The sequence below is a fragment of the Streptomyces sp. NPDC059696 genome (assembly GCF_042733745.1).
Lineage (GTDB): Bacteria > Actinomycetota > Actinomycetes > Streptomycetales > Streptomycetaceae > Streptomyces.
On the sequence record NZ_JBHWFG010000005.1, the window covers coordinates 1 to 25245 of the forward strand.

19 protein-coding genes are annotated in these 25245 nt (G+C 73.0%); 8 read left to right on the top strand and 11 right to left on the bottom strand.

Features of this window, described 5'->3' with window-relative positions; translation table 11 throughout:
* Positions 1–96 precede the first annotated feature (96 nt).
* Positions 97–579, bottom strand: a complete 483-nt coding sequence (locus ACFV20_RS06765; RefSeq protein ID WP_385653206.1) for a methylated-DNA--[protein]-cysteine S-methyltransferase — start codon at positions 577–579, stop codon at positions 97–99.
* Positions 580–589: 10 nt separating this feature from the next.
* The gene (locus ACFV20_RS06770) at positions 590–2059 is read right to left on the bottom strand and encodes an AlkA N-terminal domain-containing protein (RefSeq protein ID WP_385653738.1); all 1470 of its coding nucleotides are present in this window, start codon (positions 2057–2059) and stop codon (positions 590–592) included.
* Between the two features lie 166 nt (positions 2060–2225).
* Between ACFV20_RS06770 and ACFV20_RS06775 the strand changes: the two genes are divergently transcribed.
* Positions 2226–2588: an ArsR/SmtB family transcription factor gene (locus tag ACFV20_RS06775; protein WP_385653208.1), complete on the top strand. Its 363-nt coding sequence runs from the start codon at positions 2226–2228 to the stop codon at positions 2586–2588.
* 27 nt (positions 2589–2615) lie between these two features.
* Here ACFV20_RS06775 and ACFV20_RS06780 read toward each other — a convergent pair whose 3' ends face one another.
* Together ACFV20_RS06780 and ACFV20_RS06785 are read right to left on the bottom strand one after the other, a co-directional pair.
* Complete coding sequence (locus tag ACFV20_RS06780) at positions 2616–6509, bottom strand: glycoside hydrolase family 2 TIM barrel-domain containing protein (protein ID WP_385653210.1); 3894 nt, start codon at positions 6507–6509, stop codon at positions 2616–2618.
* A 208-nt stretch (positions 6510–6717) separates the two neighbouring features.
* Positions 6718–7548, bottom strand: coding sequence for an alpha/beta fold hydrolase (locus tag ACFV20_RS06785; RefSeq protein ID WP_385653211.1), 831 nt, complete (start codon positions 7546–7548; stop codon positions 6718–6720).
* 149 nt (positions 7549–7697) lie between these two features.
* On the opposite strand from ACFV20_RS06785, the gene ACFV20_RS06790 reads away from it, so the two are divergent.
* Positions 7698–9743 (top strand): SpoIIE family protein phosphatase, encoded by a 2046-nt coding sequence (locus ACFV20_RS06790; RefSeq protein WP_385653214.1) that lies wholly within the window; start codon positions 7698–7700, stop codon positions 9741–9743.
* A 59-nt stretch (positions 9744–9802) separates the two neighbouring features.
* On the opposite strand, the gene ACFV20_RS06795 is transcribed toward ACFV20_RS06790, so the two are convergent.
* Positions 9803–10222 (bottom strand): hypothetical protein, encoded by a 420-nt coding sequence (locus ACFV20_RS06795; RefSeq protein ID WP_385653217.1) that lies wholly within the window; start codon positions 10220–10222, stop codon positions 9803–9805.
* A gap of 236 nt (positions 10223–10458) precedes the next feature.
* Here ACFV20_RS06795 and ACFV20_RS06800 point away from each other — a divergent pair, with 236 nt between their 5' ends.
* The 3 genes from ACFV20_RS06800 (at position 10459) to ACFV20_RS06810 (ending at position 13444) form a co-directional block, all read left to right on the top strand.
* Entirely contained in the window at positions 10459–11022 is a 564-nt protein-coding gene (locus tag ACFV20_RS06800; protein ID WP_385653220.1) for a potassium channel family protein, read from the top strand.
* Between the two features lie 3 nt (positions 11023–11025).
* Complete coding sequence (locus ACFV20_RS06805; RefSeq protein WP_385653222.1) at positions 11026–12435, top strand: DUF2252 domain-containing protein; 1410 nt, start codon at positions 11026–11028, stop codon at positions 12433–12435.
* Between the two features lie 175 nt (positions 12436–12610).
* The gene (locus tag ACFV20_RS06810) at positions 12611–13444 is read left to right on the top strand and encodes a class II glutamine amidotransferase (RefSeq protein WP_385653224.1); all 834 of its coding nucleotides are present in this window, start codon (positions 12611–12613) and stop codon (positions 13442–13444) included.
* Between the two features lie 14 nt (positions 13445–13458).
* Here ACFV20_RS06810 and ACFV20_RS06815 read toward each other — a convergent pair whose 3' ends face one another.
* From ACFV20_RS06815 to ACFV20_RS06830, 4 genes are all read right to left on the bottom strand, one after another.
* On the bottom strand, positions 13459–13968 hold the full coding sequence (locus ACFV20_RS06815) for an O-acetyl-ADP-ribose deacetylase (RefSeq protein WP_385653227.1): 510 nt from the start codon (positions 13966–13968) through the stop codon (positions 13459–13461).
* Positions 13965–15383 (bottom strand): phytoene desaturase family protein, encoded by a 1419-nt coding sequence (locus ACFV20_RS06820; RefSeq protein ID WP_385653229.1) that lies wholly within the window; start codon positions 15381–15383, stop codon positions 13965–13967. The genes ACFV20_RS06815 and ACFV20_RS06820 overlap by 4 nt, the downstream gene beginning before the upstream one ends.
* 171 nt (positions 15384–15554) lie before the next feature.
* Positions 15555–16400 (bottom strand): inositol monophosphatase family protein, encoded by an 846-nt coding sequence (locus ACFV20_RS06825; RefSeq protein ID WP_385653231.1) that lies wholly within the window; start codon positions 16398–16400, stop codon positions 15555–15557.
* Positions 16401–16706: 306 nt separating this feature from the next.
* Positions 16707–18533, bottom strand: a complete 1827-nt coding sequence (locus tag ACFV20_RS06830; RefSeq protein WP_385653234.1) for a gamma-glutamyltransferase family protein — start codon at positions 18531–18533, stop codon at positions 16707–16709.
* Between the two features lie 395 nt (positions 18534–18928).
* Here ACFV20_RS06830 and ACFV20_RS06835 point away from each other — a divergent pair, with 395 nt between their 5' ends.
* From ACFV20_RS06835 to ACFV20_RS06845, 3 genes are all read left to right on the top strand, one after another.
* Complete coding sequence (locus ACFV20_RS06835) at positions 18929–20665, top strand: FUSC family protein (RefSeq protein WP_385653236.1); 1737 nt, start codon at positions 18929–18931, stop codon at positions 20663–20665.
* Between the two features lie 78 nt (positions 20666–20743).
* Positions 20744–21634, top strand: coding sequence for a LysR substrate-binding domain-containing protein (locus ACFV20_RS06840; protein WP_385653238.1), 891 nt, complete (start codon positions 20744–20746; stop codon positions 21632–21634).
* Between the two features lie 220 nt (positions 21635–21854).
* Positions 21855–22523, top strand: coding sequence for a hypothetical protein (locus ACFV20_RS06845; RefSeq protein ID WP_385653240.1), 669 nt, complete (start codon positions 21855–21857; stop codon positions 22521–22523).
* Between the two features lie 27 nt (positions 22524–22550).
* Here the strand turns inward: ACFV20_RS06845 and ACFV20_RS06850 are convergent, their stop codons facing one another.
* Positions 22551–24077 (bottom strand): NCS1 family nucleobase:cation symporter-1, encoded by a 1527-nt coding sequence (locus ACFV20_RS06850; protein ID WP_385653242.1) that lies wholly within the window; start codon positions 24075–24077, stop codon positions 22551–22553.
* A gap of 137 nt (positions 24078–24214) precedes the next feature.
* Positions 24215–25237, bottom strand: a complete 1023-nt coding sequence (locus tag ACFV20_RS06855) for a TIGR03842 family LLM class F420-dependent oxidoreductase (RefSeq protein ID WP_385653245.1) — start codon at positions 25235–25237, stop codon at positions 24215–24217.
* Positions 25238–25245 lie beyond the last annotated feature (8 nt).

The following is a 25245-nucleotide window of genomic DNA, read 5'->3' on the forward strand; positions in this document are numbered from 1 at the left end:
AGCCTGGCTCCATCACTACAATCACCACCGCCCCCACACCGCGACCGGCGGCAAACCACCCGTCACCAGGTTGACCAACGTCCCTGGGCAGTACAGCTAGAACAGCGCCGCCCCCCGCTCGAAGTCCAGCAGGCGCTGCTTGCGTTCCAGGCCGCCGCCGTAACCGGTCAGGCTGCCGTTCGCGCCGATGACGCGGTGGCAGGGGACGATGATGCCGATGGGGTTGCGGCCGTTGGCGAGGCCGACCGCGCGGGAGGCGGTGGGCGTGCCGAGGGCGTCGGCGAGTTGGCCGTAGGTGCGGGTGCGGCCGTAGGGGATGCGGCGCAGCTCGTCCCAGACCCTGCGCTGGAACGGGGTGCCGTTCAGGCGCAGGGGGACGGTGAACTCCTGGAGCTCGCCCGCGAAGTAGGCCTTCAGCTGCTCCTCCGCCTCCGCGAAGAGGGTGTCGTCGCGGGTGCCGAAGGTCTCCTGTTGCGGGCGGTGGCGCTGGTCGGTCATGTAGAGGCCGCACAGGACGCCGTCCTCGGCGACGAGGGTGAGGGGCCCGTAGGGGCTGTCGGTCACGGTGTGCTGCTTCATCGGAACGTCCCTATACCGGAAGGAAGTTGATCGGGTGGCTGTCGGTCGCCCAGAGGTACTGGACCGCATAGGCCCGCCAGGGGCGCCAGGCCGCCGCGCGGGCGGTGAGGGCGGCCGGGGTGGACGGCAGGCCCAGGTCCCGGGCGGCGCGGCGGATGCCAAGGTCGGTGGGGAGGAAGGCGTCGGGGTCGCCGAGGGCGCGCATGGCGATGACGTCCACCGTCCAGGGCCCGAACCCGGGCAGGGCGAGGAGTTCGGCGCGGGTGCGGGGCCAGTCGCTCTCGACGCCGAGGCGGAGGTCGCCGTCGGCGAGCCGGCGGACCAGGGTGGTGAAGGTCGTGCGGCGGGTGCGGGGCATCGCCAGCGTCTCGGGGTCGAGCGCGGCGAGGGCCTCGGGGGCCGGGAAGAGGTGGGTGAGGCCGCCCTCGGGGTCCTCGACGGGTTCGCCGTGCGCGGTGACCAGGCGGGCGGCGTGGGTGCGGGCGGCGGCGGTGGAGACCTGCTGCCCGAGCACGGCCCGGACGGCGAACTCGGCCTCGTCGACCGTGCGGGGCACGCGCCGTCCGGGCGCCTTGTCGACCAGGGGTGCGAGGACCGGGTCGGCGCGCAGCTGGTCGTCGATCGCGACGGGATCGGCGTCCAGGTCGAGCAGGCGGCGGCAGCGGCTGATGGCGACGGTCAGATCGCGCAGGTCGCTGAGGGTGAGACGGCAGGCGATGTGGTCGGGGTTCGGGGTGAGGGCCACGATGCCGTGGCCGTAGGGCAGGCGAAGGGTGCGGCGGTAGGAGCCGTCGCGCCACTCCTCCACGCCGGGTACGGCCGTCGCGGCGAGGTGGCCGAAGAGGTTGTCGGGGTTGAGCGGGGCGCGGAACGGCAGCCGCAGGGACAGGGCGCCGGGGGTGCTCGTGCCCTGCCGCTTCGGGGCGCGGGCGCGCAGCTCGCTCGGCGGGAGGGCGAAGACCTCGCGGACCGTGTCGTTGAAGGTGCGGATGGAGGCGAAGCCAGCGGCGAAGGCGATCTGCGCCATGGGCAGCGCCGTCGTCTCGATGAGCAGCCGGGCCGTCTGGGCGCGCTGGGCGCGGGCGAGGGCGAGGGGGCCCGCGCCGAGCTCGGCGAGGAGCTGGCGTTCGACCTGCCGGGTGCTGTAGCCGAGGCGGCCGGCCAGGCCGGACACGCCCTCGCGGTCCACGACTCCGTCGGCGATCAGCCGCATGGCGCGGGCGACGAGGTCGGCGCGCCGGTTCCACTCCGGGGAGCCGGGGCTGGTGTCGGGCCGGCAGCGCTTGCAGGCCCGGAACCCGGCCTGCTGACAGGCCGCCGCGCTGGGGTGGAAGACCATGTTCTCCGGCTTGGGCGGCACCACCGGGCAACTGGGACGGCAGTAGATGCCGGTGGTCAGGACGGCCGTGAAGAACCAGCCGTCGAACCGCGCGTCCTTCGACCGGACGGCGCGCACGCAGCGCTCGGTGTCGGTGTGCATCCCCATCTGCATGCGTCCAGCATCCGGCACCGGACGGGTCGGGGGCTGGCGAGAATCCGACATGGACGTGGCGGCGCGCAACCGTCCCGACGCCGGCAGAGGAAGACCCGACGCCGACAGATGAAGATTCATTCATGTGTTCGTGCGGGGCCGGTACGATGGCGTCATGGGTCATGGAGCCGTCACCCCCGCGCAGGAGACCGCCGAGCGCGTACGCCTGGACGCGGACAACGTCGCGAAGGTCGCCACCACCCTCCAGGCCCTGTCCACGCCCTCCCGGCTGATGATCCTGGCGCGGCTGCGCGAAGGGCCGCTGCCGGCCACCGAGTTGGCCGCCGAGGTGGGCATGGAGCAGTCGGCCTGTTCGCACCAGCTGCGGCTGCTGCGCAATCTGGGCCTGGTCGTCGGTGAGCGGCGGGGCCGCTCGGTGGTCTACGCGCTGCACGACCACCATGTCGCGGAGCTCCTCGACCAGGCCGTGTACCACGTGGAGCATCTGCGGCTCGGCATCAGCGACGCCGCCGGCTGAGGCGGCGCCGCTGTCCCACCGCCGGTGCTAGTCGGTGGCGGTCGGCCGGCGCGAGGCCTCCATCGCCTCGCTCACGCGCGTCAGCGGACGCAGCCGGTAGGTGTACGCGTAGTCGCGGTCGGCGAGCAGCTTGAACTCGTCGTGCGTGTGCGCGCCCCAGCTGTTGTCGCCGCCCACGCCCATCTGGCGGTGGTTGATCCGCAGCACCACCGCGTCCCGGGGGGTGAGCTGGTAGTCGTGGCGGGCCCCGACCGAGAGGTCCTCGGGGGTGAAGTGCGAGGCGTTGACCTCCACCAGCGGCTCACCGCTCACGAGCAGGCCGCGTCCCCGGCCGTCGGTCAGCGCGGCCCAGCGGACGTCGGTCTTGTTGCCGTTTTCCTGGGGGCGCACGTAGGGGGTCCACTGCCCGGAGACGGTGCCGGAGTACAGGCCGACGTCGGTGGCGTCGTGGCGGTCCCACATGTTCTCCTCGGGACCCCGGCCGTAGTAGTGCAGCCGGTCCAGGCCCCGCGGCAGGAACAGCAGGGTGCCGACCTCCGGGATGTACGGCAGGTTCGCCGCGCCCGGGTGCAGGGTGTTGTCGACCTTGATCTCGCCGTTGCCGAAGACCGTGTACGTCGTGCTGTACGCGGACTCCGTGCCGGTGGGCAGCGTGCCGGTGACGGTGACCTCGACGGCACGGTCGTCCAAGGGCCGCACCCGCACGTCGGAGATCTTCCGGCGCGCTCCGGCGTCGCGCCAGATCTGGTTGCGGGTGTGCTGGCCGTTGCCGCGGTCGTTGTCGGTGGGGGCCCGCCAGAAGTTCGGGACGGGCCCGGAGGTGAGCAGACGGGTGCCGCCCGCCTCGTAGGAGGTGATGGTCCCGGTGCCCTTGTCGACGGTGACGGCGAAGCCCTTGCCCTTCACGGTGACGGTCTTGTCCCCGTCGGTGTGGCTCAGCGCGGGCACGCTCCGCAGCGGGGCGGGCTTGACGGCCGGAGCGCCCGCGTCGAGGGCGAGTTGCTGCTTGGCCACCTCGAAGCCGGCCTTCGCCCACGGGGTGGCTTCCCTGGTGGTGAAGGAGAGCTGGAGGAAGTACTCCGCGCCGGGCCCGGGCCGGGCCGGGAGCCGCACCGGCACCTTGATGTTCTTGCTGCTCAGCGGGGGCACGTTCAGCTGGTCGCGGGTCAGCCGGCCGCGCTGGACGACCGCGCCGTCGGCGACAAGGGACCAACGGCCCTCGAACTCCCGGAGGTTGGTGAACAGGTATTCGTTGGTGAGGGTGACGGCGCCGGGGGCGCCGGAGGCCGACGTGGCGTTGATCGCCTGGTAGATCTGCTTGACCTCGGCGGACTTGCCGGTGAGGGTGCGGTCGGGCAGGAGGAGGCCGTCGGCGGCGAAGGCGCCGTCGTTGGGGTTGTCGCCCCAGTCGCCGCCGTAGGCGTGGAACGTCCTGTCGCGCGGGCGCTTCTCGGTGAGGCCGGCGGTCGCGGCGTCGAACCAGAAGCGCACGCCCTCGTCGTCGGGCCCCCGGGTGGCCGAGGCCAGTTCGGCGGCGCTCAGCGCCCGGGCGTACACGCGGGCCCGGCGGACGGTGCCGCTGAACTCCCGGGTCGGGTTGTCGACGTCGGTGGCGAGCGAGAGGGACGCGGTGTTGTTCGCGGGGCGCCGGGTGGTGGTCCGGGTGCCGCGCACCTGGCCGTCGACGTACAGGGTGAGCGTGCCGGCGTCCGCGTCGAAGACACCGGCGACGTGGTGCTCCTTGCCGGTCCAGCCGTCGGGCAGCGCCCAGCTCGCGGTGACCCACTGGCCGCCGCCGTGGATGAAGAACTCCAGGGTCCTGTCGGTCTGCTTGAGGGCGTACTGGGTGTCGCCCTTGGCGATGACGGGCTGATGGCCGCCGGTGACGTGCGGGGTGACCCAGGCCTCCAGGGTGAGGGAGCCGGTGAGGTCGAGGCCGGTGTCGCGCGGGAATACGGTGCCGCCCGAGACGCCCTCGGCCCGGTCGAAGGTGCCGGCGGGCGCGATGACCTCGCCGCGCAGCGTGCCCGGACCGGACTCGGTCAGCAGCTTGCGCGAGGGGGTGGGCCAGCGCAGCGCCTGGTCGACGAAGTCCCAGATCCAGCCCCCCTGGAGGACGTCGTGACGGCGGACGATGTCCCAGTACTTCTTGAGGTTGCCGCTGGAGTTCCCCATCGCGTGGGAGTACTCGATCATCACGTAGGGCCGGGTGTCGCTCGTGTCCTTGGCGCGCTGCTCGACCCGCTGCGGACTGTCGTACATCTCGGAGCGGATGTCGCTGATGCCCGGGCGGTCGTCGCCCTCGTACTGGATGACGCGGCTGGGGTCGTAGGAGCGGATCCAGTCGTGCATGGCGTTGAAGGTCGTGCCGCCGCCGGCCTCGTTGCCGAGCGACCAGATGACCACCGAGGCGTGGTTCTTGTCGCGGTGCACCATGTTCCGGGCGCGGGCCACGCAGGCCTCGGTCCACTCGGGGTGGCCGCTGCCGGGGAACCTGTCGCGGATGCCGTGGGTCTCCAGGTTGGTCTCGTCGACGAGGTACAGGCCGTACTCGTCGGCGAGTTCGAGCCACAGGGGGTTGTTGGGGTAGTGCGAGGTGCGGACGCTGTTGATGTTGAGGCGCTTGATGATCCGGATGTCCTCGACCATCTGCGCGCGGGTGAGCGCCGAGCCGGTGTCGGGGTGCATCTCGTGCCGGTTGGTGCCGCGGAAGGAGACCGGTCTGCCGTTGATGCGCATCAGGCCGTCCTTGAGCTCGAACTCGCGGAAGCCGACCCGGTGCGAGAGGGTCTCGACCACCTTGCCGGACGGGTCGCGCAGGCGGAGCACGGCGGTGTAGAGGTTCGGGTGCTCGGCCGACCACAGCCTGGGCGAGGGGACGGCCCTGGACGCCTCGGTGGTCGCCTCCTCGCCGCCGGGCACCTCGACGGAGCCGTTCAGGGGGCGGGACCAGACGGCGTGGCCGCGTGCGTCGTAGAGCTGGGTCTCGACGGTGTAGCGGCCCGCGCCCTCGCCGCCGTAGTCGCGGACGTGTGCGGTGACCTTGAGCTCGGCGGAGGTGTAGTCGTCGCCCAGCGGGGTGTCCAGGCGGAAGTCGCGCAGGTGCACGCCGGGCGTGGAGAACAGGTGGACCGAGCGGAAGATGCCGCTCAGCCGGATCATGTCCTGGTCCTCCAGCCAGTCCGCGTCGGAGTAGCGGTACACCTCGACGGCGATCTGGTTGGTGCCCGGCTCGAGGTACGGGGTGATGTCGTACTCGGCGGAGGTGTAGGAGTCCTCGTGGTAGCCGGCCAGCTCGCCGTTGATCCACACGTAGTGGGCGGACTTGACGCCCTCGAAGTGCAGGAAGGTGCGCCGGCCCTGCCAGTCGCGGGGCAGGGTGAACGTGCGGCGGTACTGGCCGACGGGGTTGTAGCGGGTCGGGGCGGCGGGCGGCTGGGCGTCCTCGCCGCCGCCGTTGGGTCCCCACCAGGGGTAGGTGATGTTGACGTAGACCGGGAAGTCGTAGCCGTGCAGCTGCCAGGCCGAGGGCACGGGGATGCTGTCCCAGCCGGAGTCGTCGACGTCGGTGCGGTGGAAGTCCTCGTCCCGGTCGTCGGGGCGGTCCGCGTAGGCGAACTTCCAGGTGCCGTCGAGGCTCAGCCGGTAGGGGGAGCGCTCGCGGTCGCCCTTCAGGGCCTGTCCGAGGTCCGCGTAGGGCATGAGGGTGGTGTGCGGCGGCTCGGTCCCCACCCGGTACACGCTCAGGCCGTCGTTCCACTCCGGGGGGCCGTCGGCCGCCGGGCGCCGGCCGGCCGCGTGCGACGCGGTGGGCGACGCCGAGAGGGCGAACGCGCCGAGCACGGCGGCGCCCCCTTCCAGCAGACGGCGGCGGCTGACGACGGGCCGGTCGGCGGGGGACGGGTGCGGGGGGTGCGGCATGAACGTGGCCTTCCTCGGTTCGACAGGTGCGGTGCTGCACGGACTGAGGGCACGTCAGATACGCACGTCAACTACGCACCCAGGATGGGTGTTTCTGTGGAGTCGCGTGACAACTGACGGTGAGGGAGCAACTGCTGAGCAGGCACACCCTAGGACCCGCACACAATCGAAGCAATGACCGCGTCGGACTTTGTGCGGTCCTGATGGTTCAGGCCGAGAGGAAGGCGAGCAGTTCGCTCGTCAGACGGGCGGGGGCGTCCAGCGGGACGAGATGACCCGCGTCCGGGACGGGCACCAGCCGCGCACCCGGGATCAGGCCCGCGAGCTCCTCCCCCTGGGCGAAGGGGATCCAGGTGTCCTCGGTGCCCCAGCACACCGTGACGGGCAGGTCGATCGAGGGGTACAGCGGCTGGATCTCGTCGGTGTAGCGCTGGTCGGCCTGCGCGATCTGCCGGTAGAACGCCGCCTGCCCCTCCTCCCCCGTCCAGGGCCGCACCAGCGCGTCGAGCGTGGCGGGGCGCAGGCCGACGTGGCTGGCGGAGGAGACGTACTCGCGCACCAGGGCCGCGTGCAGCGCCGGCGGGAGCTGCTCGAACACCCGGCTGTGCTCCCCGACCAGGCGGAAGAACGGCGAACCCCAGGGCTTCAGGGCCACCGGGTCGACCAGGGCGAGCTTCCGGTAGCGGGCCCCGTGCAGCAGGTGGGCGCGCAGCGCCACGCAGCCGCCGAAGTCGTGCGCGACCACGGACGGCTCCCGCAGTCCCCAGTGCGCCAGCAGCTCGGTGAGGATCCGGCCCTGGGCGGCCAGTGAGACGTCCTGGCCCACGTGCATGCCGGAGGCGCCGTAGCCCGCCATGTCCCAGACGTGGACGTGGTGCCCGACGGCGGCGAGGGCGGGTGCGATCTCGTGCCACACGTACGACGAGAAAGGCGTCCCGTGCAGCAGCACGACCGGCTCCCCGCCGGGATCGCCCCACCGGTCCCAGCGCACTGTCCCCGACCCCGTGAGCAGGCTCTCCCGCAGCGTCCAGCCCTTCACGATGCCGCTCCCTCCCTCTGCGGATGCCGACCCGCGCTTTTTGTCATTTCGACGCGACAGTGCCGCTGCTCCGACCGTAATGTGACCTCATCGGACAGCGCACAACAGATCATGGCGGTACCCTTGCCGCGCCGGAAGGAGCGGCCCGCATGAACGGCTACGCGACCTCGGACCGCGACGCCGTCACGGCCGCGCCCGGCGGGCTGCTGGACCTGCTGAAGGTCGCGGCCGTGGTCCTCGACGCGGGCGGGCACATCGCGCTGTGGAGCCCCGAGATCGAGCAGCTGCTCGGCTGGACCGCCGAGGAGGCCCTGCGGCAGCGGGCCGACACCCTCCTCGTCTCACCCGAGAACCGCTCCCGGGGCCGGGAGCTGTTCGCCCAGGTCAGCACGGGCGCCCGGTGGGCCGGTGTCTTCCCGCTGCGGCACCGGGACGGCACGGAGCGGGCCGTGGAGTTCCGTACGATGCGCCTCCTGGACCCCGAGGGGCAGCCGCACCTGCTGGGACTGGCCACGGACGCGACGACCGTACGGCAGGTGGAGCGCGACCTCGCCCTCTCCCACAGCCTCGTCAACCAGACCCCGCTCGGTATCGCCGTCTTCGACAACGACCTGCGCTGGGTCGGCGTCAACCCCGCGTTGGAGCGGATCAACGGCCTGCCCGAGGAGGCCGTGCTGGGACGCCGGGTCGGGGAGGTGCTGCCGGACCTGGACGTGGCGGCCATCGAGGGCCGGATGCGGCACGTCCTGGAGACCGGCAGACCCCTGCTCGACCAGCAGACCGTCGGGCGTACGGCGGCGGACACCCAGGACCGCGCCTACTCGGAGTCGTACCACCGCATCGAGGACACCGACGGCCGGGTCCTCGGGCTCGCGATGGCCGTGCTGGACGTCACCGAGCGCCAGCAGGCGGCGGCCGAGGTCGCGCAGGCACGCCAGCACCTGTCGGTGATCGCCGACGCGGGGGTGAAGATCGGCACGACGCTGGACCTCCAGCAGACCGCCCGGGAGCTGGCCGGCGTGGTCGTGCCGCATCTGGCCGACCTGGCCGCCGTGGACGTCCTGGAGTCGGTCGTGTCCCGGGGCACCATCACGCCCGTGTCGGGCGGCTCCCCGGCCGAGTTCCGGGCGCTGGCCGTGGCGTCCGGCTACCCCACCGACGCCATTCACGCCGCCGACCCGGTGGGCGAGGTCGCCACGTACGGCTCGTCGCGGGTCGTCACGCAGTGCGTGCGCAGCGCCCGTCCGGTCCTGGTCGAGCGGGTGGACAGCCGGATGCTGCGGCGCCTCGCCCGGGACGCACGCGCCGCCCAGGCCCTGCACGAGGCCGGGGCCCACTCCTACCTGGCGCTGCCGCTGATGGCCCGGGGCAAGGTGCTCGGCACGCTCTCGCTGTACCGCACGGTCAACGAGCGCCCCTTCGACGACCGGGACCAGGTGCTCGCCTCGGAACTCGCCGCGCGCGCCGCGATCTGCATCGACAACGCGCGCCTCTACGGCCGCGAACGCGGCACCGCCCTGACCCTGCAGCGCAGCCTGCTCCCGAGCACGCCCGCCGAGCGGGAGGGCCTGGACATCGCCGCCCGCTACCGCCCGGCCCTCAGCGAGGTCGGCGGCGACTGGTACGACGTCCTGCCGCTGGGCCCGGGACGCACCGGGCTGATCGTCGGGGACGTCATGGGCAAGGGCGTCCAGGCCGCGGCGATCATGGGGCAGCTGAGCACGGCGACACGGGCGCTGGCCCGGCTGGACCTGCCGCCCGCCGAGCTGCTGCGCCACCTCGACGACATCGCAGGCTCGCTCGGGGACGCGATCGCCACGTGCGTGTACGCGGTGTGCGACCTGGGGCGCGGCACCTGCGAGCTGTCCAGCGCCGGGCATCTGCCGCCGGTGCTCGCCGGGGCGGACGGCAGCGCGGCGCTCGTGGACGTGCCGGGCGGTGTGCCGCTCGGGGTCGGCGGCGTGGAGTTCGGCACGGTGGAGGTGGATCTCGCCCCGGGATCCCTGCTCGCCCTGTACACGGACGGTCTGGTCGAGAACCGCGGGGAGCCGATCGACACCGGTCTCGGCACGCTGACCCGGCTGCTCCAGCACGCGGGGCCCAGTCTGCAGCGCGCGAGCGACAGTCTGCTCAGCGCGCTGAGTCCCGAGCCGGACGACGACGTGGCCCTGCTGCTGGTCCGCACGCGGACCTGAGCGCGGGGAGCGGGCGCGGCCGCGTCCGTCCCTTCCGGGCGGGTACGGCCGGCCGGCTCTCAGATGTCGCTCTTCTTCACGGTGCACAGGGCCCAGATGATGAACCCGGTCAACGCGATCATCACCACGGACCAGACCGGGTAGGAGGGCAGGGAGAGGAAGTTGGCGATGAGGACGAGTGCGGCGATCCCCACTCCGAGCACGCGCGCCCAGGTGGATGCCTGGAACAGTCCCACGCTGACGAGCACGGCGACCACGCCGAGGGCGAGGTGGATCCAGCCCCAGCCGGTGAGGTCGAAGGAGAAGACGTAGTTGGGGGTCGAGACGAAGACCTGGTCTTCGGCGATGGCCGAGATGCCCCGCATGATCGCCAGGACTCCGGTAATCATGAGCATGACGGCCGCGAAGACCATCAAGCCCGCGGCGGCGGTTCCGTGCCTCGCCCTCGGCGTTCCGTGCGTCGGGTGTGTAGCGGTCATCCTGCTGCCTCGATTCTGCTGCGTCCGGCGCGGTCGGCGACCGGAGGCGGGGGTACGGGGCCGGAAAGCCCGGCGCGCGGGAGCCGTCCCCCTCGATCCCAGCCTGCCCACGGCCCCTCCGGGCCGCCTCACCCGTGGCGGGTGATCCCTGTGCGGCGGTGTCGCGCTGAGGTGGTGGGACAGGCCTTGTGGTGCGCCCCGGTGCCGGAGGCAGACCCCAGACCGAGAGTCGCGCGATGGACGAACCAGTAACGCAGCCGCGCCGGCCACGGCGTGCGGCGGTCTCGGCCCTCGTACGGGCGGTGCTCGTCGCGGCCGGGCTCGTCACGGTCTATTACGTGATGCCTCTGGACGGACGCGGCACGACCCGCGACTCGTTGCTGCTGGCCTGCGGTCTGCTGCTGGTGGTCGTGGTGTTCTGGTGGCAGGTGCGGGCCATCGTGTCCTCGCCCCACCCCCGGCTCAAGGCCATCGAAACCCTGGCCGTGACGCTGGCGCTCTTCCTGTTGCTCTTCGCGGGCACCTACTTCCTGGTGGAGCGCACCACCCCGGGCTCGTTCAGCGAGCCGCTGACCAAGACGGACTCCCTGTACTTCACGCTCACCACGTTCACCACCGTCGGATACGGCGACATCACGGCCCGTTCCCAGACCGGACGGGTGCTGACGATGATTCAGATGGTGGGCGGCCTGATGCTGGTGGGCGTGGCGGCACGGATCCTCGCCGGCGCCGTGGAGGCGGGCCTGCGCCGGCAGGGGCGGAAGCCCTCGGACGACTTCCCCGCGCGGCGGAAGGACTGAGCCATGACCGTACCGAGCCCTTTCACGACCTTCATGTCACCGTCCGAGCGGGCGGCCGTCGGCCGGGGCGCGCGGCGGCGGGTGCCGCGGTCGTCCCACGCCGGGTTCGAGGCGGGGCAGGACCGGTTCGACCCGGTCGACGTGCTGGAGCGCCAGTCCGCGACCCGCGTACCGGAGTTGGTGCCGATCCGCTACGCACGCATGCTGGAGTCCCCCTTCCGCTTCTACCGCGGCGCGGCGGCGATCATGGCGGCGGACCTGGGATCCGGCACGGACACCGGGCTGCGGGTGCAACTGTGCGGGGACGCCCACCTGCTGAACTTCCGGCTGCTGGCATCACCCGAGCGCCATCTGGTCTTCGACATCAACGACTTCGACGAGACGCTGGCCGGGCCGTTCGAGTGGGACGTCAAGCGGCTCGCGGCGAGCTTCGTCATCGCGGGCCGCGCCAACGGCTTCTCGGCGGCCGAGCAGAACAGCGCGGTCGAGACGTGCGTCCGGGCCTACCGCCGGCGGATACGCGACTTCGCCGGGATGCGCAACCTGGACATCTGGTACGCCCAGGACGACGCCGACCACATGCGGGAGCTGATGTCCGCGTCGATGTCCAGGGAGGCGCGGCGCCGCACCGCGAAGGCCACGGCGAAGGCCCGGACCCGCACCCACATGCAGGCCTACGAGAAGCTCACCCGGAACACGGCCGTGGGCCGGCGGATCACACCGGACCCGCCACTGATCACCCCACTGCGGGACCTGGTGGAGGACGACTCGGCGCACTTCCGGGAGAAGGAGCTGCGGGCCGTTCTCGAGGGCTACGCCAGGACGCTGTCGTCCGAGCGCCGGCACCTGCTGCGCCGCTACCGCCTGGTGGACATCGCCCGCAAGGTGGTCGGGGTCGGCAGTGTCGGCACCCGCTGCTGGATCGTGCTGCTGCTCGGCCGGGACGACGACGATCCGCTGCTGCTCCAGGCCAAGGAGGCGCAGGAGTCGGTGCTCGCAGCGCACAGCGGCGGCGACCACTACGACAACCAGGGGCGCCGTGTGGTGGCCGGCCAGCGTCTGATCCAGACGACCAGCGACATCCTGCTGGGCTGGACGCACACGGTGGGCCTCGACGGGCAGGAGCGGGACTTCTACGTGCGGCAGCTGCGGGACTGGAAGGGCATCGCCCAGCCGGAGACCATGGATCCCGGCCTGCTGCGGCTGTTCGGGCGGCTGTGCGGGGCGAGCCTGGCACGGGCCCACGCCCGCTCCGGCGACCCCGTCGCCATCGCGGCCTACCTGGGCGGCGGCGACCGCTTCGACCGTGCCCTCACCGTGTTCGCCCAGGAGTACGCCGACCGCAACGAGCGGGACTTCGAGGCGCTGGGCGCCGCCGTCCGCTCGGGCCGTGTGCACGCGGCGGCGGAGTGATGACCGGCCGCGAGCGGGGCCGGGTCACGCCCTGGTCCCGGCCCCCGGCGGGGCGCGTCGCCGTCACCCGCCGCGGGCCATGCGCCCCGGGCGTGTCCCGGGATTCCCTGAGGTCCACGCACACCACTACGGAGCCGCGGGCCCGGCCCGGGCGGCTCGGAACAGGGGTACGGCCATGTGCCGCTGGCTCGCCTACTCGGGCACTCCGGTGCTGCTCGACGACGTCCTCTACCGCCCGCAGCACTCGCTGATCGACCAGAGCCTGCACGCGCGGATGGGCGTGGAGACCACCAACGGCGACGGCTTCGGCGTCGGCTGGTACGCGTGGCACCTGCGCACCCCCGCGGTCATCCGCGACACCGGCCCGGCCTGGAGCAACCGCAACCTGCGGGAGATCGCCGACCACGTCCGCTCGCCGTTGTTCTTCGCCCATGTGCGCGCCTCCACCGGGTCGGCGGTGCAGCAGACGAACTGTCATCCGTTCCGCCACGGGCGGTGGATGTGGATGCACAACGGGGCGATCGACGGGTTCCGCGAGCTGCGCCGGGACCTCATGCTGGCCGTCGACCCGGGGCTGTTCCCCTCGATGGAGGGCACGACGGACTCCGAGGTGATGTTCCACGTGGCGCTCACCTTCGGGCTGGACGGCGATCCGCCGGGTGCGGTGGCCCGGATGACGGGGCTGATCGAGCGGCTGGGCCGCGAACACGGGGTGCCGCAGCCGCTGCAGATGACCGTCGCGGTGACCGACGGGGAGCGGGTGTGGTTCTTCCGCTACTCCAGCGCGGGCCGGTCGCGGTCGCTGTACTACAGCAGCAAGGTGGAGGACGTGCGCGCCCTCCACCCCGACCTCGGGTTCCTGAACCATGTCTCCGACGAGACCCGGCTGGTCGTGTCGGAGCCGCTGGGTGACCTGCCGGGCGTGTGGAACGCCGTGCCGGAGAGCACCTACGGCGTCGTGCAGCCCGGCCGGGACCTGCTGCAGCACTTCGAGCCGGAGCCCGTCTGAACCCCTGCCGCGGCTCAGCGCAGCCGCGCGGCGAACGCCTCGTACGCCCGCTCGTCGAAGAGGACGAACCTGACCTCCTCGACCGTGGTCCCGGCCGCCCGCACGGTCTCGACCGCGATGCGGGCGCCGTCGTCCATCGGCCAGCCGTAGACGCCGGTGGAGATCGCGGGGAACGCCACGGTACGGGCGCCCAGTTCAGCGGCCACCCGGAGCGACTCGCGGTAGCAGGAGGCGAGCAGAGCGGAGCGGTCCTCGCTCGGACTGAACACCGGGCCGACGGTGTGGACGACCCAGCGGGCGTCCAGTTCGCCCGCGGTGGTGGCGACCGCCCGACCGGTGGGCAGGCCCTTGCCGAGGTGCGCCGCACGCAGCCTGCGGCAGTCCTCCAGGATCGCCGGGCCGCCGCGGCGGTGGATCGCTCCGTCGACCCCTCCCCCGCCCAGCAGGGAGGAGTTGGCCGCGTTGACGATCACGTCGACGCTCTCGCGGGTGATGTCGCCCCGGACCAGTTCGATGGCCGTCATATCCGCCTCAGCCACTTCCAGACGGCCTTCGCCGCGTTGTGTCCCGACATGCCGTGCACCCCGGGGCCCGGCGGGGTGGCCGACGAGCAGAGGAACACCGCCGGGTGCGGGGTGTGGTACGGGAACAGCGTGGGCCTCGGGCGCAGCAGGAGCTGGAGGCCGGAGGCCGCGCCGCAGGCGATGTCCCCGCCGATGTAATTGGCGTTGCGGGCGGCGAGTTCGGGCGGGCCCGCCGTGGCCCGGGCCAGGACACGGTCGCGGAACCCCGGGGCGAAGCGCTCCAGTTGCCGCTCGACGGTGTCGGTGAGGTCGCCTCTCCAGCCGTGCGGGACGTGCCCGTAGGCCCAGAAGACGTGCTTGCCGTCCGGGGCGCGGCTGGGGTCGACGACGCTCGGCTGGACCGTGATCAGGAACGGCTTGTCGGGGGCCCGGCCCTCGCGGGAGGCCGCGCGCAGGGCCGCGCCGATCTCCGCGCTGCTCGCGCCGACCTGCACCGTGCCGGCGACGCGGGCCTCCTTCGCGGTCCAGGGGACGGGGCCGTCCAGCGCGTAGTCGATCTTGAAGACCCCCGGCCCGTAGCGGTATCCGCCGTAGTGGTTGCCGAAGCCGGCGATGCGGGCCAGGGCGGTGGGTGAGGTGTCGAAGACGTACGCCCGGGCCGGCGGCAGGTCGTCGAGGCGCTTGACCTCGTAGTCGGTGTGGACGCTGCCGCCGAGGTCCCGCAGGTAGGCCGCGAGGGCGTCGGAGAGGGACTGGGAGCCGCCGCGGGCGAGGGGCCAGCCGCGGGCGTGCGCCGCGAGGGCGAAGACCAGGCCGATCGCGCCGGTGGCGAAGCCGCCGAGCGGTGCCATGACATGGGCGACGAGCCCGGAGAACAGGGCCTTGGCCGGCTCGTCGCGGAAGCGGCGCATCAGCAGCGTCGACGGGGGCAGCCCCGTCAGGCCGAAGCGGGCGAGAGTCACCGGGTCGCGGGGCAGCGCGGTCGTCGGCAGCGACATGAAGTCCCGGGCGAGGGTGTCCCACTTGGGCAGGAAGGGCGCGATGAGCCTGCGGTAGGCACCGGCGTCGCGCGGGCCGAAGGAGGCGGCCGTCTCGCCGACCGTCCGGGCCAGGACGGCGGCCGAGCCGTCCGGGAAGGGATGCGCCATGGGCAGCTCGGCGTGCAGCCACTCCAGGCCGTAGCGCTCGAGCGGCAGGGCGCGGAACGCCGGTGAGTTGATGCCGAGCGGGTGGGCCGCGGAGCACGGGTCGTGCCGGAACCCGGGGAGGGTGAGCTCCTCGGTGCGAACCCCGCCGCCCACGGTGTTCCGGGCCTCGAAGAGAGCGACGGAGAAACCGCGGCGGGCCAGCTCCACGGCAGCGGTCAGTCCGTTCGGCCCCGCACCCACTACGACGGCATCGAGCATCGACGGCACCTTCGGACCCCTTCGTCAGCCGACGGCCACTGGGGATCAGGATATGCCCGGGGACGGACAGTCACCGGCCGCGGGTGATTTCCGCCCCGGAAGGCCACTTCGCGACGCCCGGGACCCCGCACCCGCACACGCTGTGTGATCGCTCGGGTGCGAGAAGCGACCGCTTTGGTGTCAGGCCCCGTCCGACAGCAGGCCCACCACCCTGCGGGCCGTGGCCGCGTCGCGGGCGGCGGTGAAGGGCAGGGTGTTGCCGCCCTCGACGCGGAACGGCTCGCCCGTGAGCGTCAGGTGGGCACCACCCGCCTCCTCGACCAGGAGCAGACCGGCCGCGTGGTCCCAGGCCGCTTCCCAGCTGAACGCCACGGCGTCCAACTCGCCGCGGGCGAGGGCGAGGTACTCCAGTCCCGCCGAGCCGCACGGGCGCGGTGCCACGCCGTCGGTGCGCAGGCCGAGCAGGGCGTCCTTCTGCTCGTCCGTGGTGTAGTCGGGGTGGGAGGTGGCCACGCGCAGGTCCCGGCCGGGCTCCGGCACTCCGGCGAACAGCCGCTCCCCGTCGAGGTGGGCGCCCTTGCCCCGCAGGGCGGTGGCGAAGCGGTCGCGGGCGGGCGCGTACGTCCAGGAGCCGAGCAGTGTGCCGCGGTGGGCCAGCGCGACCAGGGTGCAGAACCCGGCCTCGCCGCGCACGAACTGGCGGGTCCCGTCGACCGGGTCGACGATCCAGACCGGGGCGTCGCCGCGTATCGCCTCGTAGGTCGCGGGCCTGGCGTGCACCGCCTCCTCGCCGACCACGACCGAGCCGGGCAGCAGGGCGGCCAGGGCCTCGGTCAGATACAGCTCGGCCTTGCGGTCGGCGTCGGTCACCAGGTCGTGCGGGCCGCTCTTCTGGTCGACCTCGTGCGTGGCGAGCCGGCGCCAGCGGGGCAGGATCTCGGTGGCGGCCGCCTTGCGGACCGCCTCTTCGACGTCGGAGGAGCGCTGTGCGAGAAACTCTTCGATGGTTTCGATGCTGTCGATCACCCCTCCATGACACCACGCGCCACTGACAGGACCCACCCGCCGGGTGCACCCCGGGTGGCATCGCGGTGAACAGCCGGGCGCCCCGGCCACGGCCGGACGGCCCCGCACACCGCCCCGGCCACGGCCGGACGGCCCCGCACACCGGCCCCGGACACGGTCGAACGACCCCGCACGACCGCCCCGGACACGGTCGAACGACCCCGCACGACAGCCCCGGACACGGTCGAACGACCCCGCACGACCGCCCCCGCGGGCCGGGTGATCACCGCCCGCTCCCCACTCCCTCCCCACCCGCTCACCGCCCGTTCACCGGCCCACCGCGTACCCCTGCATCCCGCGCGGGTTCGCGGCCGCCGACAGCACGCCCGTCTCCGGGTCCCGTGCGACCACGCACAGCCGGCCCTCCGACCAGGGGCCGCCCACGGTCACGTCGTGGCCCCGGCGACGCAGTTCCGCGACGACGGCCGGGTCGGTGCGGGACTCCACCGTCACACTGCCCGGGCGCATGCCGCGCGGGTAGAAGGAGCCGGGGAAGCTGTCGTTGTGCCAGTTCGGGGCGTCGATCGCGCCCTGGAGGTCGGGGCCGCCGCGTACGGGGCCGCGCAGGGCGACCGCGAGGAGGAAGTGCAGCTGCCACTGGTCCTGCTGGTCCCCGCCGGGCGTGCCGAACGCCATGACGGGCACGCCGTCGCGCAGGGCGATCGAGGGCGTCAGGGTGGTGCGGGGACGGCGGCCGGGCGTCAGGGAGTTCGGCAGGCCCTCCTCCAGCCAGGTCATCTGGAGCCGGGTGCCGAGCGGGAAGCCGAGTTCGGGCACGACCGGGTTGGACTGGAGCCAGCCGCCGCTGGGCGTGGCCGAGACCATGTTGCCCCAGCGGTCGACGACGTCGAGGTGGCAGGTGTCGCCGCGGGTGGTGCCGTCGGCGAGGATCTCCGGCTCGCCCGGCACGGGAGACGCCGGGCTCTTGGCGACGGTCGGTTCGCCGACCCCCAGGGCCTCGAAGCCCTCCTGGGCGGCGGCCGCCACGCGCGCGTGCGCGCACAGCCGTGGGGTGCGCCCGCCGGGGCTGCCGGGGCGCAGGTCGTTCTCGGCCCGCTCGCCGACGAGGGCGCGGCGGGCGGTGTTGTACGCGCCGGACAGCAGGTCGTCCAGCGGCACGTCGGCGGCGTCCCCGTACCAGGCCTCCCGGTCGGCCATGGCGAGCTTGCAGTTCTCGACGAGGAGGTGGACGTAGTCGGCCGAGCCGTGGCGGGGCAGCTCGGGCGGGAGCAGGGCGAGTTGCTGGAGGAGGACCGGGCCCTGGCTCCAGGGGCCCGGTTTGCACACGGTCCAGCCGTTCCAGTCGTACGACGCCGGTGTCTCGTAGGTCGCGGACCAGGCGGCGAGGTCGGCGGCCGTGAGGGTGCCGGTGTGGCGGGCGCCGCTGGTGTCCTTCGTGGGGCGTGCGGCCTGACGGACGAGGGCCTCGGCTATGAACCCGGTGCGCCACACCTCCCGCGCGGCGTCGATCCGCGCCTCCCTGTCCCCCGCTCCGGCGGTCTCGGTGAGCAGGCGCTTCCAGGTGGCGGCGAGCGCCGGGTTGGCGAAGAGCTCACCGGGGCGCGGTGCCTTGCCACCGGGCAGGTAGACGTCGGCCGACGAGGTCCACTCCGTCTCGAACAGCTCGCGCACGGTCTCGACGGTCTCGCCGACCCGCTCCACGGGGGCGTGCCCGTGCTCGGCGTATCCGATGGCGTAGGCGAGGACGTCGTCGAGGCTCTTGGTGCCGTGGTCGCGCAGCAGCATCATCCAGGCGTCGAACGCGCCGGGTACGGCGGCGGCGAGCGGCCCGGTGCCGGGGACCAGATCCAGTCCGAGCCCCTGGTAGTGGGCGACCGTCGCGCCCGCCGGTGCGACGCCCTGCCCGCACAGCACCCGCACCTCCCCGCCGGCCGGGGCCAGCAGGATCGGCACCTCGCCGGCCGGGCCGTTGAGGTGCGGCTCGACGACGTGCAGCACGAAGGCGCCCGCGACGGCGGCGTCGCAGGCGTTGCCGCCGCTCTCCAGGACGGCCATTGCCGACTGCGAGGCGAGCCAGTGGGTGGAGGACACCATGCCGAAGGTGCCCTGGAGGGTGGGGCGGGTGGTGAACATCTGACCTCTCACCGGGCCTCGGGACGCGGGACCGGGGGCCGGAGCCTACGGGTCCGGAACTCCCCTCCCCTTCGCTGCCCCTGCCCGGGCGACGTCAATCACAGGGACCGCCCCGACGGTCTTCACGCGCCCGGAAACCCGCAGGTCACAGTCCCTATGCGCGGCGGTTATGAATCTCTGGCAGATCAGGCATTGGACGCATGACACGCAACGTCACACCCTGGATCCCTGTTCATCGAGCGGGTCGGCCGACCCCGGCCGGGCCCGCCTCGCGCGGCCTCGCTCCCGCCTTCCGCCCGACCATCCGACCATCCGACCATCCGACCACCCGACCGCCCGACCACCCGACCGCCCGACTGCCCGACCGCCCGACCGCCCCGAAGGGACACGGCCTCATGACCCACGCCGCCGACACGCGACCGGGCCGTCCGCGCCGGATGTCACTCCCGTGGTGGTCGTGGCCGCTTCCCGTCCGCGTGCCCGGGCGGCTGCCCCTGGCCGCGGCGGCGCGAGGGGCCGTCGCGCTGGCGCTGCCCCTGCTCGTCGGGTTCGCCACCGGGTGGGTCGTGCTCTCGGCGATCGCCGCCATCGGTGCCCTGTGGGGGGTGAGCCAGGACGGTTCCGACCCGTACCGGGTCCGGGTGCGGCGGCTGGGCTGGACGGGCGTGTCCAGCGCGTTCGGTCTGCTCGCCGGTGAACTCGCCCTGCGCAGCGGGGAACCGGCGGCGGTGGCCGGGTGCCTGGTGGCGGCCGCGCTGGTGGCGGGCGGTGCCGGCCTGCGCGGGCGGATCGCGTCCGTGTCGGGCATGCAGCTGCTGCTCGGCGTGACCATCGGCGGCGGCATCCCGGTGCCGGGACCGTGGTGGCGGCCGCCGCTGGCGCTGCTCGCCGGTGTCCTCCTCGTCCTGGTGCTGTCCGCGGCCCCGTGGCTGTGGCGCCGGCACCACGTCGAGCGGGCCGCCGTGCTCGCGGTGTACCGCAGCGCGGGCGAGGCCCTGGCCGCGGCGGGCACCGGCACCGCCGAGGAGGCCCGACTGCGGATGACGCTCGCTCTGAACCACGCCCACGAGGTGATGGCCCCTCATCTGGCCCCGCGCGGGCGGCGACAGGGCGGCGCCGGTGACCTGGTCCGGGCGTTCCACTACGCCGTACGGCTGGGCGAGGCCGTGACGGCCCTGGTGTGGGAGGGCCGTGCGCTGCCGCCCGGCCTGACCCGCGTACCGCGGCACCTGGCCGGACGCCTGCTGCCGGGGCGGCTCGCGGCGCCGGAGGACCGCCCCGCGCTGCCGGCACCGGTGTCCGGCTCGCCGGGCGGGCGGGCCCTGGCCGACCTGGTCACCGCCGTCGACGGTGAACCGGAGGCGCTCGACCTGGAGTTGCGCCTGCCCGCGCACGAGGGACCGGGGCGCGCCGCGCGTGTGCGGTACGCGCTGCTGCTGGCCGGGTGTGTGCTCGCCGCCCATGTGCTCGCGGAGGTGCTGCACCGGCCGCGCGGCTACTGGCTGCCCATGACGGTGGCCTTCGTCTACAAGCCGGACTTCGGGCCGCTGTTCCCGCGGGCCCTGCACCGGTGCGTCGGGACGATCATCGGGGTGGCCGCCATCGGGGCGGTGTCCGCGGCGGCCACGGGCACGTACGCCGTGGTGGGTGTCGTGGCCGTGTTCGGCGCGCTCATGGCCATCGGCGTGCGGCACCACTACGCGCTCGCCACGCTCGGACTGACCGCCGTGGTGTTCGTGCTGCTGGACCTGCTGGGCGACCACCGTCCGCTGTACGGCACGCGGGTGGTGGACACGGCGCTGGCGTCCGCGCTGGTGCTCGTCGCGCACTTCGCGGTGTGGCCGGACTCCGCCGCCCACCGGGCCGAGGCGCAGACCGAGGCCGCCGTCGCCGCCGCCCGCCGCTACCGCGACGCCGCGCCGGAAGCGGGCCCGGTCCAGCGGCAGTCGCTGCGCAGGACGGCCTACCACCAGCTGGCCGAGGCGCGCCGGACGGTCGCGCACGCACGCCGTGAACCGGCCCGCCGAGGGCGTCCGCTGCCCGACTGGGAGAGCGCGATCACGGCAGCCGAACAGCTCTGCGACCAGGTGACCGGGCACGTGGTCGCGGGTGCGGCGCGTCCGGTCCGGTAGCGCCTCCCGGCGCGCCGGGGTGACCCATGCTGCCGCCGCCCGGCTCGTCGGCGAACCATGAGGGGGAAGAATGGAAGCATGGATCTCCAGGTGCTGCGTTCCTTCCAGGCCGTCGCGGAGGGGACGACGGTGACCGACGCCGCGGCGGACGCCGGTATCACCCAGCCCGCCCTCTCCCGGGCCTTGGCCCGGCTGGAGGACGAGGTCGGCGCCGAGCTCCTGCAGCGCGTCGGGCGCGTCCTGCGCCTCACCCCGGCGGGGCGGGTGTTCAAGGAGCACGTCGACGGGGTGCTCGACCACTACGACCGGGGCCGGCGGGCCGTGTCCGAGATCGTCCACCCCGACTCGGGCGTGGTGTCGCTGGCCTTTCTGCACACCCTGGGCACCTGGCTCGTCCCCCGGCTCGTCACCGGCTTCCGGCGGACCTTCCCGCAGGCGCAGTTCGAACTGCACCAGGACGGCGAGCTGGGCCTGACCCGGCACCTCCTCGAAGCGACCGCGGATCTGGTCATCACCAGCAGCGACCCCGGCCATCCCTTCATCACCTGGCGGCGGCTGCTCGAGGAGCCGCTGCTGCTCGCCGTGCCGTCCCGGCACCGGCTGGCCAGGCGCCGCCGGATCCGCCTGGCCGAAGCGGCCGACGAACGGTTCATCCTGCTCAAGCGGGGCTACGGGCTGCGCGACGTCACCGCGGAGCTGTGCCGCGAGGCCGGCTTCACCCCGGTCGTCGCCTTCGAGGGCGAGGAGGTGCAGACCTTGCGCGGTCTGGTCGCCGCGGGGCTCGGGGTGTCCCTGATCCCGTCGTCGCCGGACATCACCGCGGCCACCGAGTCCCCGGTCCGCTACCTGGAGATCACCGACGTACGGGGCGCCCGGGACATCGGCATCGCCTGGCTGAGTTCCCGCGCCGTGCCGCCCATCGCCCGGAGCTTCCGCGACCACGCGCTGCGGTCGTCGGCCGGGCGGTGAATGTCCCTCCTGTCGCGGGAAGTCGAGGCATGTCCGGCCTTGTCCGGGCGGACGACGGGGCGTCGCGCTGCGCGCAGCGCGACCGCGTCGGCACGCGCCGTGTCCCCGTGGACTTGTGAGGGAGGCGGCCCTTCCGCACCACGGGGACGCGTGTGACACTGGCGTCCCCGTCCGCCGTGCGGACCCGCTCCGCACCGTCCGTCCCCACTTGAAGGGCGCCGTGCGTTCCGTATCCCTGCCCCTGGCCCTGACCGCCCGTCTGTCCCCGGTGGTGGTGCTCGCCGCGGCGGGCTGGGCGTTGTCGTCCGGTCCGCTCGCCGCGCCGCAGGCCGCCGAGCAGCAGCCCGCCGAGCAGAAGACCGAGAGCCGGTCCGCGTCCGCCCCGTCGACGACGACGGTGTCGAAGGCGTACTCGGCCGCTCCCGCCCCCTGCGAGAGCGTCGCCAAGAAGACGGTCGAGTCGCTGGTGCCGGGCGCCAAGACCGCCGGCAAGGAGATACCGTCCACGGACACCGAGCTGCGCCGCACCTGCTCGTGGAACGCGCTCAAGGGGTACGACTACCGCTGGCTCGACGTGTCCTACGAGATCCTGCAGTCGGACGAGGCCGCGCGGACGTCGTACGCGGCCGGCGTCGAGAAGAGGAGCGGCGGCGGGGCCGTCCCCGGTCTGGGGGACAGCGCGTACTCGGTCGTGAACCTCACGACCGAGGACAAGCAGGAGACCCGCGAGGGCGTCGTGATCGCCCGCGCCTCCAACGCGCTGGTGACGATCACCTACAACGGCAGTGACTTCGAGTCGAAGAAGGCACCGAGCACGGACACCATCAACAAGGGTGCCATCAGGGCCGCGAAGGAAGCGGTGGCCGCGCTGGAGAGCGACAAGGGCTGATCCGCCGCCCTCCAGCGCCGGTCCGCGTCAGACGGGCGCGCGGTCCCGGCCCCGCAGGGCCATCAACGCCAGGTACAGGACCATCGACGTGCCGAGGCCCACGGCCCAGCCGTAGTCGGCCAGATCGGCCAGCGCCGGGATCGGCCGGCCGTCGATCAGCGGCTTGAAGCTCGCGCCGCCCACGGCGAGGACGCCGCCGACCGCGAAGGCGACGACGGCCCGCCAGTTCCAGCCGCCCTCGTACCAGTAGCGGCCGCCCGGGCGGTACAGGTCGGCGAGGTCGAGCCGGGAACGGCGCAGGATCCAGTAGTCGGCGATGAGGATGCCGGCGACCGTGCCGAGCAGGCCGCCGACCAGGCCGAGCCAGGTGAAGATGTAGCCCTGGGGGTCGGAGTACAGCTTCCAGGGGAGGATCAGCACACCGAGGACGCAGGTGGCCAGGGCACCGGCCCGGAAACTGATGCGGCGGGGCGCGATGTTGGAGAAGTCGAACGCCGGGGAGACCAGGTTGGCCGCGACGTTGACGGACAGCGTCGCCACCAGGACGGTGACCAGCGCGAAGAGCAGACCCACCGTGTTGTCGGTCTTGGCGGCGAGCTGTACGGGGTCCCAGATGGCCTCGCCGTAGACGGCCTGGGAGCCAGAGGTGACCATGACCGACAGGAAGGCGAACAGGGTCATGGTGGTCGGCAGGCCGAGGGCCTGGCCCCGGGTCTGCGCCTTCTGGCTCTTGCCGTAGCGGGTGAAGTCGGGGATGTTCAGCGACAGCGTCGACCAGAAGCCGATCATGCCCATCAGGGCGGGCGCGAACAGTTTCCAGAAGTCGGCGCCCCAGCCGAGCTCGGAGGGCTGGTCGAACAGCGGGCCGAAGCCGCCCGCCTTGTCGCTCATCCACCACAGCATCACGAACGCGCCGACGAGCACGAAGGGCGCCGCCCAGTTCTCGAAGCGGCGGATGGTCTCCATGCCCCGGTAGATGATGACGACCTGGAGCGCCCAGAAGATCGCGAACGACAGCCACATCGTCCAGGGGTGGCCGCCGGCCTTCGCGGCGTCGCTCCAGCCGGAGCCGATGAGCTTGCCCGCGAGGAAGTAGATGGCCTCACCGCCGATCCAGGTCTGGATGCCGAACCAGCCGCAGGCCACCAACGCCCTGACGACGGCGGGCAGGTTGGCGCCGCGGATGCCGAAGGAGGCACGGGCGAAGACCGGGAAGGGTATGCCGTACTTGGGTCCGGCGTGCCCGGTGAGCAGCATCGGTATCAGCACGATGACGTTGGCCAGGGCGATGGTGAGCACCGCCTGCTTCCAGTCCATGCCGACGGCGATGAGCCCGGAGGCGAGGGTCCAGGAGGCCGTGTTGTGGGCCATGCCGACCCAGAGGGCGGAGAAGTTGTACGTGGTCCAGGTGCGCTTGTCGACCGGGACCGGCAGCAGGTCCTCGTTGGCGTAGGGGCCGGTGGGCGCGGGGGCGCCCGGGGCGATCTCCACCCGGCCGTCGGCCAGGGTGACTTGGGTGGTCGGCGGTGGAGCCGTGGGAGCGGTATCGGTCATGGGCCGGGCCAATCAGGCGAGGTGGGACGGGAAAGGCCGTGCGGTGAGCCGATGGGGGGTGCGCTCGGGAGCGTCCTGGCCCCCTTCCCGAGCCGCTGGGAAGGGGGAGTTCACAGGGGGTGGCGCGGCGGAGGAGGTCAGCCGTTGACGGCCGGGATCACCCGGGATCCGTAGGCCTCGATCACGGCCTCCTGCGCGTCGTGCATGTCGTAGACGGCGAACTGGTCCACGCCGAGCGCGCGCAGCGCGTCCAGCTTCTCGATGTGCTTCTCGACCGGGCCGATCAGGCAGAACCGGTCGACGATCTCGTCGGGCACGAACTGGGTGTCCGGGTTGCCGGCGCGGCCGTGGTGGGAGTAGTCGTAGCCCTCGCGGGACTTGATGTAGTCGGTGAGTTCGTCGGGGACGGCCGCGGAGTGCTCGCCGTACTTGGAGACGAGGTCGGCGACGTGGTTGCCGACCATGCCGCCGAACCAGCGGCACTGCTCGCGCGCGTGGGCGAGTGCCTCGGGCGAGTCGTCCTCGGTGACGTACGCCGGTGCGGCCACGCAGACGGTCACCTCGGCGGGGTCCCGCCCGGCCGCCACGGCCGCGTCCTTCACGGCCTTGACCATGTACTCGGTGAGATAGAGGTCGGCCAGCTGGAGGATGAAGCCGTCCGCCTCCTCGCCGGTCATCTTCAGGGCCTTGGGCCCGTACGCGGCCATCCACACGGGCAGTTCGGCGCCCGGCTTGATCCAGGGGAAGCGGACGACGGTGCCGCCGCCGAGGTCGGCCTCGCGTCCGCCGGCGAGGTCCCGGATGACCTTCATGGCCTCGCTGATGCGGGCCAGGGTGTTGGGCTTGCGGCCGGCCACCCGCATCGCGGAGTCACCGCGGCCGATGCCGCAGACCGTGCGGTTGCCGAACATGTCGTTGAGGGTGGCGAAGGTGGAGGCGGTGACCTCCCAGGTGCGGGTGCCCGGGTTGGTCACCATCGGCCCGACCTTCAGGGTCGTGGTGTTGGCCAGGATCTGGCTGTAGATCACGAACGGTTCCTGCCACAGCACGGCGGAGTCGAAGGTCCAGCCGTACGAGAATCCGTTCCGTTCCGCGCGTTTCATCAGGCTGATCACCCGCGAGGCCGGCGGGTCGGTCTGCAGGACGAGTCCGAAGTCCATCTGCGCCA